Source organism: Streptomyces spinoverrucosus, assembly GCF_015712165.1.
Classification (GTDB): domain Bacteria; phylum Actinomycetota; class Actinomycetes; order Streptomycetales; family Streptomycetaceae; genus Streptomyces; species Streptomyces spinoverrucosus_A.
This window is the reverse complement of the sequence record NZ_JADPZX010000001.1, coordinates 5,747,485-5,761,869: the sequence shown is the minus strand read 5'-3', so window position 1 is coordinate 5,761,869 and position 14,385 is coordinate 5,747,485. Positions and strand designations below refer to the sequence as shown.

The following is a 14,385-nucleotide window of genomic DNA, read 5'->3' as shown; positions in this document are numbered from 1 at the left end:
GGTTGTAGTTGCAAGCTAATTGCAATAAGAGGTCGAGGGGACCCTTCATGCCCGTCTACACGCTGCCTGAACTGCCGTACGACTACTCCGCACTCGCCCCCGTGATCAGCCCCGAGATCATCGAGCTGCACCACGACAAGCACCACGCGGCCTATGTGAAGGGTGCGAACGACACGCTGGAGCAGCTCGCCGAGGCGCGGGACAAGGAGTCCTGGGGATCGATCAACGGCCTGGAGAAGAACCTGGCCTTCCATCTCTCCGGGCACATCCTGCACTCCATCTACTGGCACAACATGACCGGCGACGGCGGCGGCGAGCCCCTGGACAAGGACGGCGTGGGCGAGCTGGCGGGCGCGATCGCCGAGTCGTTCGGCTCGTTCGCCAACTTCAAGGCGCAGCTGTCCAAGGCCGCGGCCACCACGCAGGGCTCCGGGTGGGGCGTCCTGGCGTACGAGCCGCTGAGCGGCCGGCTGATTGTCGAGCAGGTGTACGACCACCAGGGCAATGTCGGGCAGGGTGCGACGCCGATCCTGGTCTTCGACGCCTGGGAGCACGCCTTCTACCTGCAGTACAGGAACCAGAAGGTCGACTTCATCGAGGCCATGTGGCAGGTCGTCAACTGGCAGGACGTGGCCAGGCGTTACGAGGCCGCCAAGTCCCGCGCGGACGTGCTGCTGCTGGCGCCCTGAGCGCCTTCCCCATCGTCCTGCCTCGTGATCGTCTTCTCACCCTTCACGTCGGCAGGCGGAAAGAAGGAGGCCCCCGCGAGGACGTGACTCGCGGGGGTCTTCCGATCTTCGCCCGGCAGGCTCTAGCCTCCCGGAGCACCGGCGTGACCGGCGTCGGCTTCGCTCAGGAGGCGCCATGGCTTGGGTGCGTTGTCCGGACTGCCCCGGCAGTGACATGAAGTGGTTCGGACCCCTGACCGAGGAGGAGATCCCGGCGGCCCGGCAGGTCGTCGCCGAGGCCCGTCCCGAGGAGTACTTCGTCGCGAACGCCTATCACCGGTGCCGTCATGAGGGCTGCCGTCGTATCCAGCGCCGGGACGACTGGAAGCGGGGCGGGACCCTGCCCGAGGAGGGGTAGGTCCCGCCGCCGGCCTCAGAGGTTGCTGAAGTCCGGGCCCTTGGTGCGGGTGCGCTTGATCTCGTAGAAGCCGGGGACCGAGGCCACGGCCAGGGTGCCGTCCCACAGGCGGGCGGCCTCCTCGCCCTTGGGGGCGGGGGTGACGACCGGGCCGAAGAAGGCGACCTCCTCGCCGTCGGGGCCGGGGACCGAGATGACGGGCGTGCCGACCTCCTGGCCGACCTTGTCGATGCCCTCCTTGTGGGAGGCGCGCAGCTCCGGCTCGTACGGGGTGGAGTCCCAGTGGTCCATGAGGGACTCGGGCAGGCCCACGTCCTTCAGGGCGGCGGCGACCGTCTCCCTCTCCGGGCCCTCACCCTGGTTGTGGATGCGGGTGCCGACCGCGGTGTAGAGGTCGCCGAGCACCTCGGGGCCGTGCTCCTGCCGCGCCGCGATGACGACCCGTACCGGGCCCCACGCCTTGGTGGCGAGCATCTCGCGGTACTCCTCGGGGAGTTCGTCGAGCTTGTCCTCGTTCAGCACGGCGAGGCTCATCAGATGCCAGCGGACCTCGATGTCACGGACCTTCTCCACCTCCAGCACCCAGCGGGAAGTCATCCAGGCCCAGGGGCACAGCGGGTCGAACCAGAAGTCGACGGGGGTCTTGTCCGACATGTCTCTCCTCATGAGGAAGCGATTCTCCCGGGGAATGTCCGGAGCAACACCGCCGCTCGTTCCGCCATTCCCCACTGCCCCAGGTCAGCAGCGCATGGCAGGATCGGTCCTGATCAGCCGTGTCCGACCAACCCGAGGGAGTGCCGCCCGTGCCCGGTGAGAATCTGTCCCGCGACGAGGCCCGGGAGCGGGCCGCCCTGCTCTCCGTCGACGGATACGACGTGTCCCTCGACGTGCGCTCCGCGGTGGGCGAGGCGACCGGCGACGGGCCGCGGACCTTCCGGTCGGTGACCACGATCCGGTTCCGCTGTGCCGAGCCGGGCGCGGCGAGCTTCGCGGACCTGATCGCGCCGAGCGTCACCGCCGTGTCCCTCAACGGCCGCGACCTCGACCCCAGCGAGGTCTTCGACGGCTCCCGGATCCTGCTGGAGGACCTCGCCGCCGACAACGAGCTGATCGTCGACGCCCAGTGCGCCTACTCCCGCACCGGCGAGGGCCTGCACCGCTTCGTCGACCCCGAGGACGGCGAGGTGTACCTGTACACGCAGTACGAGCCCGCCGACTCGCGCCGCGTCTTCGCCAACTTCGAGCAGCCGGACCTGAAGGCGCCGTTCCGTTTCGAGGTGCGGGCACCGGAGGGCTGGACGGTGTGGAGCAACGGCGCCGGCCGGCGCGCCGACGGGGTGTGGCGGTTCGCGGAGACGAAGCCGATCTCGACGTACATCACCTGCGTGGTGGCGGGCCCGTACCACTACGTCACGGACTCCTACACCCGCACCTTCGACGACGGCACGCAGCTTCAGATCCCGCTCGGCGCGATGTGCCGCAAGGGCCTCGCGCCCTACTTCGACGCCGACGACGTCTTCCTGGTCACCAAGCAGGGCCTGGACTTCTTCCACGACCACTTCGACTACCCGTACCCGTTCGGCAAGTACGACCAGGCGTTCGTGCCGGAGTACAACCTCGGCGCGATGGAGAACCCGGGGATGGTGACCTTCCGGGAGGAGTACATCTTCCGCGGGAAGGTGACGCAGACGTCCTACGAGGGGCGGGCCAACGTCATCCTGCACGAGATGGCGCACATGTGGTTCGGCGACCTGGTCACCATGGAGTGGTGGGACGACCTGTGGCTGAAGGAGTCCTTCGCGGACTTCATGGGCACGTTCGCAGGCGTCGGCGCGACCCGCTTCAAGGACGCCTGGATCACCTTCGCCAACCGCCGCAAGGCCTGGGCCTACCGCGCCGACCAGTTGCCCTCCACCCACCCCATCACCGCCGACATCCACGACCTGCAGGACGCCAAGCTCAACTTCGACGGCATCACCTACGCCAAGGGCGCCTCCGTGCTCAAGCAGTTGGTGGCGTACGTCGGTCAGGACGCGTTCCTGGAGGGCGCCCGGCGCTACTTCAAGCGGCACGCGTACGGCAACACGCGCCTCGGTGACCTGCTGTCGGTGCTGGAGGAGACCAGCGGGCGGGACATGAGCGGCTGGGCGCGGTCCTGGCTGCAGACGGCCGGGGTCAACTCGCTGACGCCGCAGGTACTGCTGGACGCGCAGGGCCGGATCGACGAGCTGGCGGTGGTGCAGGAGGCCGCCGAGTCGCACCCCGAGCTGCGGCCGCACCGGGTGGTGGTCGGCCTGTACCGGCGTGACGACACGGGGGCGCTGCGGCGGTACGCGCGGGCCGAGGTGGACGTGCACGGCGCGCGGACGGTCGTGGCGGAGCTGGCCGGGACCGAGGCGCCCGAGCTGGTTCTGGTCAACGACGACGACCTGACGTACTGCAAGATCCGCTTCGACGAGACGTCCCTCGACACGCTCCGCGAGCACCTGGGCGCGCTGACCGATCCGCTGGCGCGTGCCCTGTGCTGGTCGGCGCTGTGGAACATGACCCGGGACGCGCTGCTGCCGGCGCGGGAGTTCGTGGACCTGGTGCTGCGGTTCGCGGGGCGCGAGTCCGAGATCGGGGTGCTGCAGATGCTGCACGCCTGGGCCGAGTCGGCGCTTCAGCACTACGCGGCGCCCGACTGGCGCGAGACGGGCGGCCGAATGCTCACCGAAGGCGCCCGGCGCGAGCTGTACGACGCCGAGCCGGGCAGCGAGCACCAGCTGGCATGGGCCCGCTTCCACGCGCGCGTGACCGAGGACCCGACCGGCCTGGAGCTGCTGCGGGAACTGCTGGACGGCACGGCGGCCGTCGAGGGCCTCGACGTCGACCAGGAGCTGCGGTGGGCGTTCCTGGAGCCCCTGGCCGCGCACGGGGTCGCGGACGAGAAGGTGCTGGCCGCCGAACTCGCCCGGGACGACACCGCCTCCGGCAAGCGCCACCAGGTGCGCTGCCTGGCGGCCCGCCCGTCCCAGGCGGTCAAGGCGCAGGCGTGGGCGCAGGTCGTGGAGTCCGACGCGCTGTCCAACGCGCTGGTCGAGGCGACGATCGCGGGCTTCACGCAGGCCTCGCAGCGGGAGTTGCTCGCGCCGTACGCGGAGAAGTACTTCGCCGCCATCGAGCGGGTGTGGACGCAGCGGTCGATCCAGATCGGCATGGACGTGGTGCGCGGGCTGTTCCCGGCGCTGCGGGACTCACCGCAGACGCTCGCGGCGACGGACGCCTGGCTGGCCGCGCACGAGGGCGCCGCCCCGGCCCTGCGCCGACTGGTGCTGGAGGCCCGGGACGACCTGGCGCGGGCGCTGCGCGGGCAGGCGTGCGATGCGGCGGCGGGTGGCTGACCAGTAGCTTTGGCCTGAGCTTGGGCCGTTGGTCACCGTTACGAAATTCAGGCAACAGTAGCCGTAACCCCTGGTCCGCACCCGAACGGACCAGGGGTTTTCGCTGCCAACTCGGCATCCGAACATGCGTCCTTTAGAGCGAGCTTGTCCGGTTTTGTCGACGGGCGTGTAACAGCGGTTAAGGGGCGGATCAGGCGCGGGAATCCCCGGGTCATGAACCACGACACCCCGCTCTCCCCCCGCCCCCTGCACCACCTGTCCGACGGCCGGCGTCGGGTCATGACGGCCGCACAGCTGCGGGCGCACGGTGTCTCGGCCGCCGAGACGGACGCCCAGTGCAAGCCCGGCGGCCCCTGGCAGCAGATCCTCCCGGGCGTCTACCTGCTCCACCCCGGCCCGCCCACCAGCGAGGAACGGCTGCACGCGGTGCTGATGTACACGGCCCGCGAGACCTCCCCCGGGGTCCCGGCCCAGCCCGGCTGCGAGAACGAGCAGCGCCCGCTGTACCCGGAGGTGATGATCACCGGCCTCGCCGCGCTGAACCTGCACGGTTTCGCCGCCGTCCCCCCACTGCTCTCGCTGGACCGCATCGACGTCCTGGTGCCCCGGCTGCGCCGACTGCGCTCCACGGGCTGCGCCCGCGTGCTGCGCACCCCCGCGCTGCCCACGCCCCAGCAGCGTACGGGCCTGCCGGTGGCGCCGGTGCCGCGCGCCGTGGCGGACGCGGTGGCCGACCTCGAGGACGCCGGGGCGGTGCGGCGGCTGCTCACCGAGGCGGTGCGCGGCGGTCACTGCGAACCGGCGGCGATCGTCCGGGAGTTGAACCGGGCCAGGCTGCTCAGCCGCCCGCATGTGGTGGACGCCGTGGACTCGCTGCTGGCCGAGGGGCGGGCGATCGCGGAGGACCGGCTGTACCGCATGGTCCGGGAGTACGGCCTGCCCGACCCGGTGTGGAACGTCGACCTCCGTCTTCCCGGTGGGCCGCACCTGGGCGGCCTGGACGCCTACTGGCCGGAGCACGCGGTGGCCCTGGAGCTGGACACCCGCGCTCCACGGCCGGGCCACCGGCAGGAGGACGACGCCCTGTGGTCGGAGTACGCCCGCAAGCGCGAGCACCTGGAGCGGCTGGGCATCACGGTCGTGCACATCACGCCGAAGAAGCTACGGGACGCGATGGAGCAGCAGGCGACGGTCGTGCGGACGGCGCTGATGGCGTCGGCGGACCGCGATCCGGCGGCGTATGTGGTGGTGCTGCCCCGGTAGTGACCGACCGGGGCAGCACCAGGAGGGGAGAGGAGGGGCCGCCGGGGCCGATCCCGGGCGGCCCCTCCTCATACGCGGCCTACCGGTCGCCGCAGAACTCCGCCTCCACCACCGCGTCGCTGTCGCCCGCCCAGTCGCCGTTGAAGTTGAGGGCGAGGGAGTGGCGGCCGTCCGGGGTGGTGACCGCCTCCGACGAGGAGCCGTGGATGCCGCCGCCGTGGCCCCAGACATGGACGCCGCAGGACAACTCGCGGTCCAGCAGGCCCAGTCCGTAGGCGGCGTTCGGGGCGCCGTCGATCGGGACCGTCGTCTTCATCGCCTTCAACTGCTCCGGCGGCAGCAGCTTGCCGCCCAGCAGCGCCCGGTAGAAGCGGTTGAGGTCGGCCGAGTCGGAGATCATCTCGCCGGCCGCGTACGCCAGGGACGGGTTGAGCCGGGTGACGTCGTACGTCGGGCCGGTCGCCGTCTCCGCCAGCTTGCTGTACGCGCGGCTGCTGGGCTGCGGCACGCCGACCCGCGTGCCGGGCACCGACGTGGCGTTGAGGTGCAGCGGCCTGAGGATGCGGTCGCGGATCTCCGTGCCGTACGGGCGGCCCGTCGCCTTCTCGATGACCATCCCGGCGAGGACGTAGTTGGTGTTGGAGTAGCTCCATGACGTGCCCGGCGCGAAGTCCGGCTTGTGGGCCATCGCGATCGCCACCAGCTCGGTCGGCTGCTTCGTGTCGTAGCGGTGCTCGAGGAAGCCGTCCTTCAGGAAGTACGTGCGGCCGAACTCCTCGTCCGAGGTGTAGTTGTAGATGCCGCTGGTGTGGTTGAGCAGCTGGCGGACGGTGATCTTCCGGCCGTCGTGGCCGTTGCCCCGCACCGCGCCCGGCAGCCACTCGTCCACCGTGTCGTCCAGCGACAGCCGGCCCTCCGCCTCCAGCTGGAGCAGCACCGTCGCCACGAACGTCTTGGTGATGCTGCCCACCCGGTACCGGTCGGCCGTCGAACGCGGCTCGCCGGTGCGGAGGTTGCCCACGCCCTCGGTCGCCCGCCAGGTGCCGTGCGCGTCCTTGGCCGTGGCCGTGACGCCGGGCACCCCGTCCTTCACGGCGGCGCGCAGCGCCTCGCGGGTCGCGTCGTGGCCGCCCCCGGTGGGTGCGGCCAGGGCCGGGCCGGCCAGGGCGACCGACAGTGCCACGGCCGTCGCCGCCACCAGGGTCACTCGTACGTTCATGTCTTCCCCCATCTGATCCCCTTGGATCCTTTTCGGATCACAACACGGTCGGAGGGAGAAACCATGAGCACCGCGTGAAGGTTGCCGGCGCCCGTCCCGGTTGAGCGGGTTTCAGCCCTTCTCCGTGCGGTGCGGGGCCGCCGACTCCACGCACGTGGTGAGCGTGTGCGCTACATGCGCGGGTCTATGCCAGGTCGACGCGCCCGGCGGCGGGGCGTTCCCGCCACAGTCGCAGGCCCAGGTCGACCAGTCCGATGCGTCTGAGGGCGGGTACGGCGTCGAGTTCGTGCCAGGCGGCCATGTCGGTGGAGCCGCCGATCTCGTAGCGCAGTTCGCCGCCGACCACGGTCCCCTCGTACACCAGGCGTACGCCGTGGTGGTCGGTCGCCGGGCGGAAGCGGCGGCGCGGGAAGGTGCGGTGGAGGGAGTTGACGCCGAGGATGCCGGTGACCTCGATCCGGTAGCCGGTCTCCTCCCGCACCTCCCGGCGGACGGTGTCGTAGGGATCCTCACCGTGTTCCATGCCGCCGCCGGGCAGCACCCACTCGGGCGTCCCGTCGGATGTCGGGGAGCGGGCGAGCAGCACCTGGCCGTCGCGGACGCATATGGCGTAGGCCGCCACCCTCAACTTTCTGCGCACGCAGCGACGTTAACCCGTCGGGCGGGAATGCGCCCGGCACACCAAACCGGGAATGCCGCCCGTCACCCGAAATGTTCCGCTCGTTCCCCTGTGTCCCTCTCTGTGCATCGCGGGTTTTCCCCATTCATCCATTTCGATTCGGTCAACCCTCGCCAAACATCCCGCTGTTGCGTAAGGCTGAGCGGTCGTCCGGGACCGTATTCCGGACTGTCTCGTTCCTTAACCAACAAGGGATGCCGATGACACTCACCCCCCAGAACGAACCGATACCGGGCGCGAGACGTGTGGCCCGGATCGCCGTGGCCGCCGGTCTCGTCGCCGCGCTGGCCGCGGCCGGGCCCATACCCGTGGCGCTCGCCGCGGACCAGGCGCCCACAGCGGCCGACCCGAGCGTGAAGTCCGCGCACGACAAGCTCGGTTCCGACGACGCCGAGCTGCTCGCCGAGGCCAAGGCCGCGGGCGACAAGAGCGTGACCATGATGGTCGCCACCGCGCCGGGCAAGACGGAGCAGGTCGCCGAGCAGCTCGACTCGGTCGACGGCGGCCTGGTCGGCCGTACGTACGACAAGCTCGGCTACGTCCGGGCCACCGTTCCCACCGGCAAGGCGGACGCGGCCATCGCCGCCGCCACCAAGCTGTCCTCCGTGCACGGCATCGACCTGCGCGAGGAGATACCGCTGGACGACCCGCGGCCCAACGCGGGCGCCACGCAGGGCACCCAGGCCACGGGCAGCTACCCGGCCCCCGGCAAGAACACCCCGGCCGAGAACCCGTACAACCCGTCCTTCGAGACCGGTGCCGTCGACTTCGTCGAGGACCACCCGAAGGCCGACGGCCGTGGTATCACCATCGGCATCCTCGACTCGGGTGTGGACCTCGGCCACCCGGCGCTGCAGAAGACGACGACCGGTGAGCGGAAGATCGTCGACTGGGTGACCGCGACGGACCCGGTCGCCGACGGGGACGGCACCTGGCGCCGGATGACCACCTCGGTCAGCGGCCCGACCTTCTCCATCACCACGCCCACGCTCGGCACCGAGACGTTCAAGGCGCCGGAGGGCTCGTACAAGTTCAACTACTTCTCCGAGTCCGCCACCACCGGTGGCGACATGGCCGGTGACCTGAACCGCGACGGCGACACGACGGATGTCTGGGGCGTGTTGTACGACGCCGCGTCGGGCACCGCGCGCGTCGACCTGGACGACGACCTCGACTTCACCGACGACACCGCGATGAAGCCGTACAAGGACGGCTTCCAGATCGGCTACTTCGGCACCGACAACCCGGCCACCGAGATCGCCGAGCGGATCCCGTTCGTGGTCGAGATCCGCAAGGACGTCGTCTACAACGCGGCCGGCGCCAAGGCCGACTACGTCAGCATCGGTGTCATCGAGGGCTCGCACGGCACGCACGTGGCCGGCATCACCGCCGCCAACAGCCTGTTCGGCGGCGAGATGAACGGTGCCGCCCCCGGCGCCAAGCTGGTCTCCTCCCGCGCCTGCACCTGGTCCGGCGGCTGCACCAACGTCGCCCTCACCGAGGGCATGATCGACCTGGTCGTCAACCGGGGCGTCGACATCGTCAACATGTCGATCGGCGGCCTCCCGGCGCTGAACGACGGCAACAACGCGCGCGCCGAGCTCTACACGCGCCTGATCGACGAGTACGGCGTCCAGCTGGTGATCTCCGCGGGCAACTCCGGCCCCGGCGCCAACACCATCGGCGACCCGTCGCTGGCCGACAAGGTGATCTCGGTCGGCGCGACCGTCTCCAAGGCGACCTGGGCCGCCAACTACGGCTCGAAGGTGGAGAAGCGGTACGCGATGATGCCGTTCTCCTCGCGCGGCCCGCGTGAGGACGGCGGCTTCACGCCGACGCTGTCCGCGCCCGGCGCCGCCATCAACACCACGCAGACCTGGTCGCCCGGCGGCCCGGTCGCCGAGGCCGGCTACAGCCTGCCGCCCGGCTACTCCATGCTCCAGGGCACCTCGATGGCCTCCCCGCAGGCGACCGGCGCCGCCGCGCTGCTGCTGTCCGCCGCGAAGCAGAAGGGCATCGACCTCACCCCGGCGACCCTGCGCACGGCGCTCACCTCGACCGCCGACCACATCAAGGGTGTGCAGGCGTACGAGGAGGGCGCGGGCCTGGTCAACATCGAGGACGCCTGGGACGCGATCCGTGACGGCGCCACCGCGCACACGTACGCGGTGAAGGCGCCGGTCGACACCGCGATCGACCAGTTCCTGAAGACCCCGGGCTACGGCACCGGCCTGTACGACCGTGAGGGCGGCCTGAAGGCCGGCCAGAAGAAGACGTACGAGATCACGATCACCCGTACGTCCGGCGCCGACAAGGCGATCCGGCACGAGCTGCACTTCGAGAACAACGCGGGCGGCACCTTCCGGATCGTCGGCTCCGACGAGGTGCGGCTGCCGCTGAACCAGCCGGTCACCGTCAAGGTGCAGGCCGCGCCGAAGTCCGCCGGGCTGAAGAGCGCGATCCTGGAGGTCGACGACCCGCGCACCGAGGGCATCGACAAGCAGGTCCTCAACACGGTCGTCGTCGCGCAGCCGCTGAAGTACACCTACTCCGCGTCCGGTTCGGTGCAGCGCAACAGCCCCACCTCGTACTTCGTGACCGTGCCCGAGGGCGCCAAGACGCTGGAGGTCGCGCTCGGCGGACTGGCCGACAAGAGCCAGACCCGGTTCATCGCCATCCACCCCTACGGCGTCCCGTCCGACCCGACGTCGACGATCAACTGCTACCCGAACTACACCAACCCGGCCAACACCTGCCGCCCGGACGTGCGTTCGTACACCGACCCGCAGCCCGGTGTCTGGGAGATCGAGGTCGAATCGCGTCGTACGTCGCCGCTGCTGGACAACCCGTACAAGCTGGACGTCACCGTCCTCGGCGCGGCCTTCGACCCGGAGACCGTGACCGTGCCCGAGGCCAAGGTCGGCACCCCGGCCGCCGCCTCCTGGAAGGTGACCAACGGCTACGCCGCCATCGACGGCAAGCTGGTCGGCGGGCCGCTCGGCTCGTCCAAGACCACCCGCCCGACGATCAAGCAGGGCGAGACCCAGACCAGCACCGTCGAGGTGCCCGAGGGCGCCACGTCGCTCGACGTGGCCATCGGAGGCGTCTCGGACGCGGCGGCCGACCTGGACCTGACGGTGTACGACAGCACCGGCGCCGTCGTCGGTCAGGACGCCGACGGTGACTCCGAGGAGCAGGTGTCCATCGCCTCCCCGAAGGCCGGCACGTACACCATCGAGGTCTACGGCTACGGGGTGCCGGCCGGCTCCACCGCGTACGACTACCGGGACGTCTTCTTCTCCGCCGCCCTCGGCAGCGTGAGCGTCGACGGCTCGGCGCCGGTGCGGCTCGGCACGGGCGAGTCGGCGACGGTCTCCGGCAGTGTCACCGCCGCCGCGGCCGCGCCCGAGGGACGTGAGTTCTTCGGCCAGGTGCGGCTGGTCAACGCGCGCGGGACGGCCGCGGGCGTCGGCAACGTGAAGATCGAGAAGGTCACGCCGTAAGTCACCGGTACGGCAGTGGGGGCGGGCGTCCGTGTGGGCGCCCGCCCCTCTTCTATGCGCAGGGTGTCGCGTCCGCTTGCGGCAACGTCTCGATGAGCAGCGGGCGTTGGGCGGCGATGGCGGCCTCGCCGACCAGCCAGAAGTCGGGGGACACGCTGTCGCGGGGGATGGCGACGAGAACCTGTTCGCCCTCGTCGAGGCCGGCGCTCGTGGGGATCGCGAACGTGACGTCGGCGTCGCTCCTGGCGGGTTTGTAGGAGCGGGTCACCTCCAGGGTGACGCGCTCCTCGCCGGTGCCGGGGACGGGCCGGGTGTCCGTCACCTCGCCCTCGGCGACCAGGCGGGCGCAGGCGAGGTACTCGGGGGAGCCGAGGGGGCCGACGGCCTTGGAGGAGTCGGACTGGGCGCTGTCGGCGGCGGCCCCGGAGCTCTCCGTCGCGCCGTCGCCCGCCCGAACGAGCAGCCAGCCCAGGCCCACCACCATCGCCCCGGCGGCCGCGACTCCCACCGCGCCGAGGGCGAGGGCGAACGTACGGCGGCGGCGTGGTCGTGGCCGGACCGGCGGCGCCGGGGCCTGCGCCGGCTCCTCCGGTGCCTCTGTCAGCGCCTCGGCGATGATCCCCAGCTGCTCCCGCAGCAGCGCCACGTCGGCCGCCGCCGACCGGTGCTCGGCCACGAGGGCGGCGTCGGCGCGGGCCGCGTCGGTCAGCGGCTCGTCCATGAGGACGGCCAGCAACGGGTCCACGCCGGTGCCCTCGCCGTCGTAGCCGTCCTGTTCGACGGTCACGTCACACCACCTCGTCCTCGTGCAGGCGGGCGCGCAGGGCCCGTACCGCCGTGTGCAGCCTGCTCTTGACCGTGCCCTCCGGGATGCCGAGCTCCTCGGCGATGGAACGCACCGGCAGGTCGGCGTAGAACCGCAGGACGAGGACCTGGCGCTGGGCGTCGGGCAGCTCGTCCAGGCCCTGGGCGACCGCGAGGGACAGCAGGCTGGTGTCCTCGCCGGAGGGGTGCTCCAGCTGGCGCAGCGAGGCCAGGCGCTCGCCGAGGCGTTCCTGGCGGCGTTTGGCGCGGTGCCAGTCCATGGCGAGGTTGGAGGCGACGACCGCCGCCCACGCGGAGACGTCCCGCGGTGCCTCGCGGCCGCCGGCGGCCCGCTCCAGCAGCCGCAGGCGTACCTGCTGCACCCCGTCCGGCAGGTCCGCCTGCGGCACTCCGCCGAGCGCGAGCACCGCCCGCACCCGGCGTTCCTGGGCCGCGTCCAGGGGATCCTCGACGTCACGGTGTCCGTCGCCCCCCTGGCCGCGGCGCGCCCTTCCGCGCAGCACAGCCACCCCTCTCCTTGCCGCGTTTCCCCTATGACGCCCGGACGGGCCGAAACGTTCGACTCGTTTCCGGGGCAGTCATCAGTGGCGTACGTCACGGAGGCCCCGTCCCACTACGCGGGCACAAGCCCAAAGGATTGGACACAGGGGCCCAGGTGCCCCGCATGATGGAAAGGCCCCGGCCAGGGACGGGGCGCCCGCAAACCACGCAAAGGAGTCGTCGTGAGGGTCGGAATCGTCGGAGCCACCGGTCAGGTCGGCACGGTCATGCGCAGGATCCTCACGGAGCGCGACTTCCCGGTGACGGAGCTGCGGCTGTTCGCCTCGGCCCGCTCGGCGGGGACGGTGCTGGACGGCGTGACCGTGGAGGACGCGGCCACGGCCGACTACTCCGGCCTGGACATCGTCCTGTTCTCCGCGGGCGGCGCGACCTCCAAGGCGCTGGCCGAGAAGGTCGCCGGGCAGGGTGCGGTCGTGATCGACAACTCCTCCGCCTGGCGCCGGGACCCCGAGGTACCGCTCGTGGTGTCCGAGGTGAACCCGCACGCGATCGCGAGCCGCCCCAAGGGCATCATCGCCAACCCGAACTGCACGACGATGGCCGCGATGCCGGTGCTGAAGCCGCTGCACGAGGAGGCGGGCCTCGAAGCCCTCGTCGTCGCCACCTACCAGGCCGTGTCCGGCTCCGGTCTCGCCGGCGTCGACGAGCTGTTCGAGCAGGTCAAGAAGGTCGGCGAGGACGCGCCGAAGCTCACCCACGACGGCTCGGCGGCGGAGTACCCGGCGCCGCACAAGTACGTCGCGCCGATCGCGTACAACGTGCTGCCGCTGGCCGGCTCGATCGTCGACGACGGGCTGAACGAGACCGACGAGGAGCAGAAGCTCCGCAACGAGTCCCGCAAGATCCTGGAGATTCCCGAGCTGAAGGTCTCCGGCACCTGCGTCCGCGTCCCGGTCTTCACCGGCCACTCGCTCCAGGTCAACGCCCGTTTCGCCCGCCCGATCAGCGTCGAGCGCGCCAAGGAGCTGCTGGCCGGCGCCCCCGGCGTGGCGCTGACCGACGTCCCCACGCCGCTCCAGGCGGCCGGTCAGGACCCGTCGTACGTCGGCCGGCTCCGCCGCGACGAGACGGTGGACAACGGCCTCGCGCTGTTCGTCTCCAACGACAACCTGCGCAAGGGCGCGGCGCTGAACGCGGTGCAGATCGCGGAGCTGGTGGCGGCGGAGCTGTCGGCCAAGGCCGCCGGCTGAGCGCTCCGCCGGGGCGGTGGCCGCGGGTGAGCCGTCGTTCGTCTGCGGCGCCGTCGTGGCTGGTCGCGCGGTTCCCCGCGCCCCTGGGGCCGCTGCCGCCCGCCTAGGGCCTGCGAACCTCGTAGAGGAAACAGCCGTACTCGACGGCCCGGACGTGGACGAGTGCCACCTCCGGGTCGTCGAACGCGTGGGCGAGGGCCGCCTCGAAGTCGGCCTCGACCAGCCGTCCGCCCAGGATGCGTCCCTCGGTCGAGTAGCGGCGCAGGGTGCGGTGGGCGTTGGTGAAGGGCAGGGCGCTGCCCCGAGGCCCCGGGCATTCCCCCGCATGGATGAAGACGGGGCCCTGTTCGTCGTACGCCCCCGGGTCGGCGCCCGTTTGCGCAGCCCAGCGGCGCAGTGGGGCGTACGAGACGAGGGCGATCCGCTCCCCCGGCCCGCTGCGGCGCAGGCAGCAGCGCAGCGGCGCCCCACCTTCCTCGTCGGTCACGGGAACCATCTCGCGTCCCGCGTCGTCTGCAGAACGCAGCTCCTTCAGGACCGGCGGTTCGATCGGTCGTGCGATGTACGTCGTCATGGGCCCAGGCTCGCGCGATCCCGCCGTGCCCACCGGCGGGAAATGGACATCGCGTTCGCCGCAGGTCGCGTGGAAGGATGGCGCAACCGACACATAACGAGG

12 protein-coding genes are annotated in these 14,385 nt (G+C 71.2%); 6 read left to right on the top strand and 6 right to left on the bottom strand.

What is annotated here, in order from left to right; translation table 11 throughout:
* Positions 1-47: 47 nt before the first annotated feature.
* Together I2W78_RS26195 and I2W78_RS26190 are read left to right on the top strand one after the other, a co-directional pair.
* Complete coding sequence (locus I2W78_RS26195; RefSeq protein ID WP_196462721.1) at positions 48-689, top strand: superoxide dismutase; 642 nt, start codon at positions 48-50, stop codon at positions 687-689.
* A 175-nt stretch (positions 690-864) separates the two neighbouring features.
* Positions 865-1,086: a hypothetical protein gene (locus tag I2W78_RS26190; RefSeq protein ID WP_196462720.1), complete on the top strand. Its 222-nt coding sequence runs from the start codon at positions 865-867 to the stop codon at positions 1,084-1,086.
* 15 nt (positions 1,087-1,101) lie between these two features.
* On the opposite strand, the gene I2W78_RS26185 is transcribed toward I2W78_RS26190, so the two are convergent.
* The gene (locus I2W78_RS26185) at positions 1,102-1,740 is read right to left on the bottom strand and encodes a mycothiol-dependent nitroreductase Rv2466c family protein (protein ID WP_196462719.1); all 639 of its coding nucleotides are present in this window, start codon (positions 1,738-1,740) and stop codon (positions 1,102-1,104) included.
* A gap of 149 nt (positions 1,741-1,889) precedes the next feature.
* Between I2W78_RS26185 and pepN the strand changes: the two genes are divergently transcribed.
* Together pepN and I2W78_RS26175 are read left to right on the top strand one after the other, a co-directional pair.
* Positions 1,890-4,469: an aminopeptidase N gene (gene pepN, locus I2W78_RS26180; RefSeq protein WP_196462718.1), complete on the top strand. Its 2,580-nt coding sequence runs from the start codon at positions 1,890-1,892 to the stop codon at positions 4,467-4,469.
* A 213-nt stretch (positions 4,470-4,682) separates the two neighbouring features.
* Complete coding sequence (locus I2W78_RS26175; protein ID WP_196462717.1) at positions 4,683-5,732, top strand: hypothetical protein; 1,050 nt, start codon at positions 4,683-4,685, stop codon at positions 5,730-5,732.
* Between the two features lie 79 nt (positions 5,733-5,811).
* Here I2W78_RS26175 and I2W78_RS26170 read toward each other — a convergent pair whose 3' ends face one another.
* A complete protein-coding gene (locus tag I2W78_RS26170) occupies positions 5,812-6,951 on the bottom strand; it encodes a serine hydrolase domain-containing protein (protein ID WP_196462716.1) in 1,140 nt (379 codons plus the stop codon).
* Positions 6,952-7,135: 184 nt separating this feature from the next.
* Entirely contained in the window at positions 7,136-7,591 is a 456-nt protein-coding gene (locus tag I2W78_RS26165; RefSeq protein WP_196462715.1) for an NUDIX hydrolase, read from the bottom strand.
* Positions 7,592-7,830: 239 nt separating this feature from the next.
* On the opposite strand from I2W78_RS26165, the gene I2W78_RS26160 reads away from it, so the two are divergent.
* Positions 7,831-11,133, top strand: a complete 3,303-nt coding sequence (locus I2W78_RS26160; RefSeq protein WP_196462714.1) for a S8 family serine peptidase — start codon at positions 7,831-7,833, stop codon at positions 11,131-11,133.
* Positions 11,134-11,185: 52 nt separating this feature from the next.
* Here I2W78_RS26160 and I2W78_RS26155 read toward each other — a convergent pair whose 3' ends face one another.
* Entirely contained in the window at positions 11,186-11,920 is a 735-nt protein-coding gene (locus tag I2W78_RS26155) for a hypothetical protein (RefSeq protein WP_307783789.1), read from the bottom strand.
* A gap of 1 nt (position 11,921) precedes the next feature.
* Entirely contained in the window at positions 11,922-12,467 is a 546-nt protein-coding gene (locus I2W78_RS26150; RefSeq protein WP_196462713.1) for an RNA polymerase sigma factor, read from the bottom strand.
* Positions 12,468-12,680: 213 nt separating this feature from the next.
* On the opposite strand from I2W78_RS26150, the gene I2W78_RS26145 reads away from it, so the two are divergent.
* Positions 12,681-13,709, top strand: coding sequence for an aspartate-semialdehyde dehydrogenase (locus tag I2W78_RS26145; RefSeq protein ID WP_196462712.1), 1,029 nt, complete (start codon positions 12,681-12,683; stop codon positions 13,707-13,709).
* Positions 13,710-13,812: 103 nt separating this feature from the next.
* On the opposite strand, the gene I2W78_RS26140 is transcribed toward I2W78_RS26145, so the two are convergent.
* Positions 13,813-14,283: a DUF1203 domain-containing protein gene (locus I2W78_RS26140; RefSeq protein ID WP_196462711.1), complete on the bottom strand. Its 471-nt coding sequence runs from the start codon at positions 14,281-14,283 to the stop codon at positions 13,813-13,815.
* Positions 14,284-14,385: the final 102 nt, after the last annotated feature.

Excerpts from the sequence above, each read along its gene's own strand:
- I2W78_RS26195 (WP_196462721.1), top strand. The coding sequence starts at position 48 with ATGCCCGTCTACACGCTGCCTGAACTGCCGTACGACTACTCCGCACTC.
- I2W78_RS26185 (WP_196462719.1), bottom strand. The coding sequence starts at position 1,740 with ATGTCGGACAAGACCCCCGTCGACTTCTGGTTCGACCCGCTGTGCCCC.
- I2W78_RS26170 (WP_196462716.1), bottom strand. The coding sequence starts at position 6,951 with ATGAACGTACGAGTGACCCTGGTGGCGGCGACGGCCGTGGCACTGTCG.
- I2W78_RS26190 (WP_196462720.1), top strand. The coding sequence starts at position 865 with ATGGCTTGGGTGCGTTGTCCGGACTGCCCCGGCAGTGACATGAAGTGG.
- I2W78_RS26175 (WP_196462717.1), top strand. The coding sequence starts at position 4,683 with ATGAACCACGACACCCCGCTCTCCCCCCGCCCCCTGCACCACCTGTCC.
- I2W78_RS26140 (WP_196462711.1), bottom strand. The coding sequence starts at position 14,283 with ATGACGACGTACATCGCACGACCGATCGAACCGCCGGTCCTGAAGGAG.
- I2W78_RS26160 (WP_196462714.1), top strand. The coding sequence starts at position 7,831 with ATGACACTCACCCCCCAGAACGAACCGATACCGGGCGCGAGACGTGTG.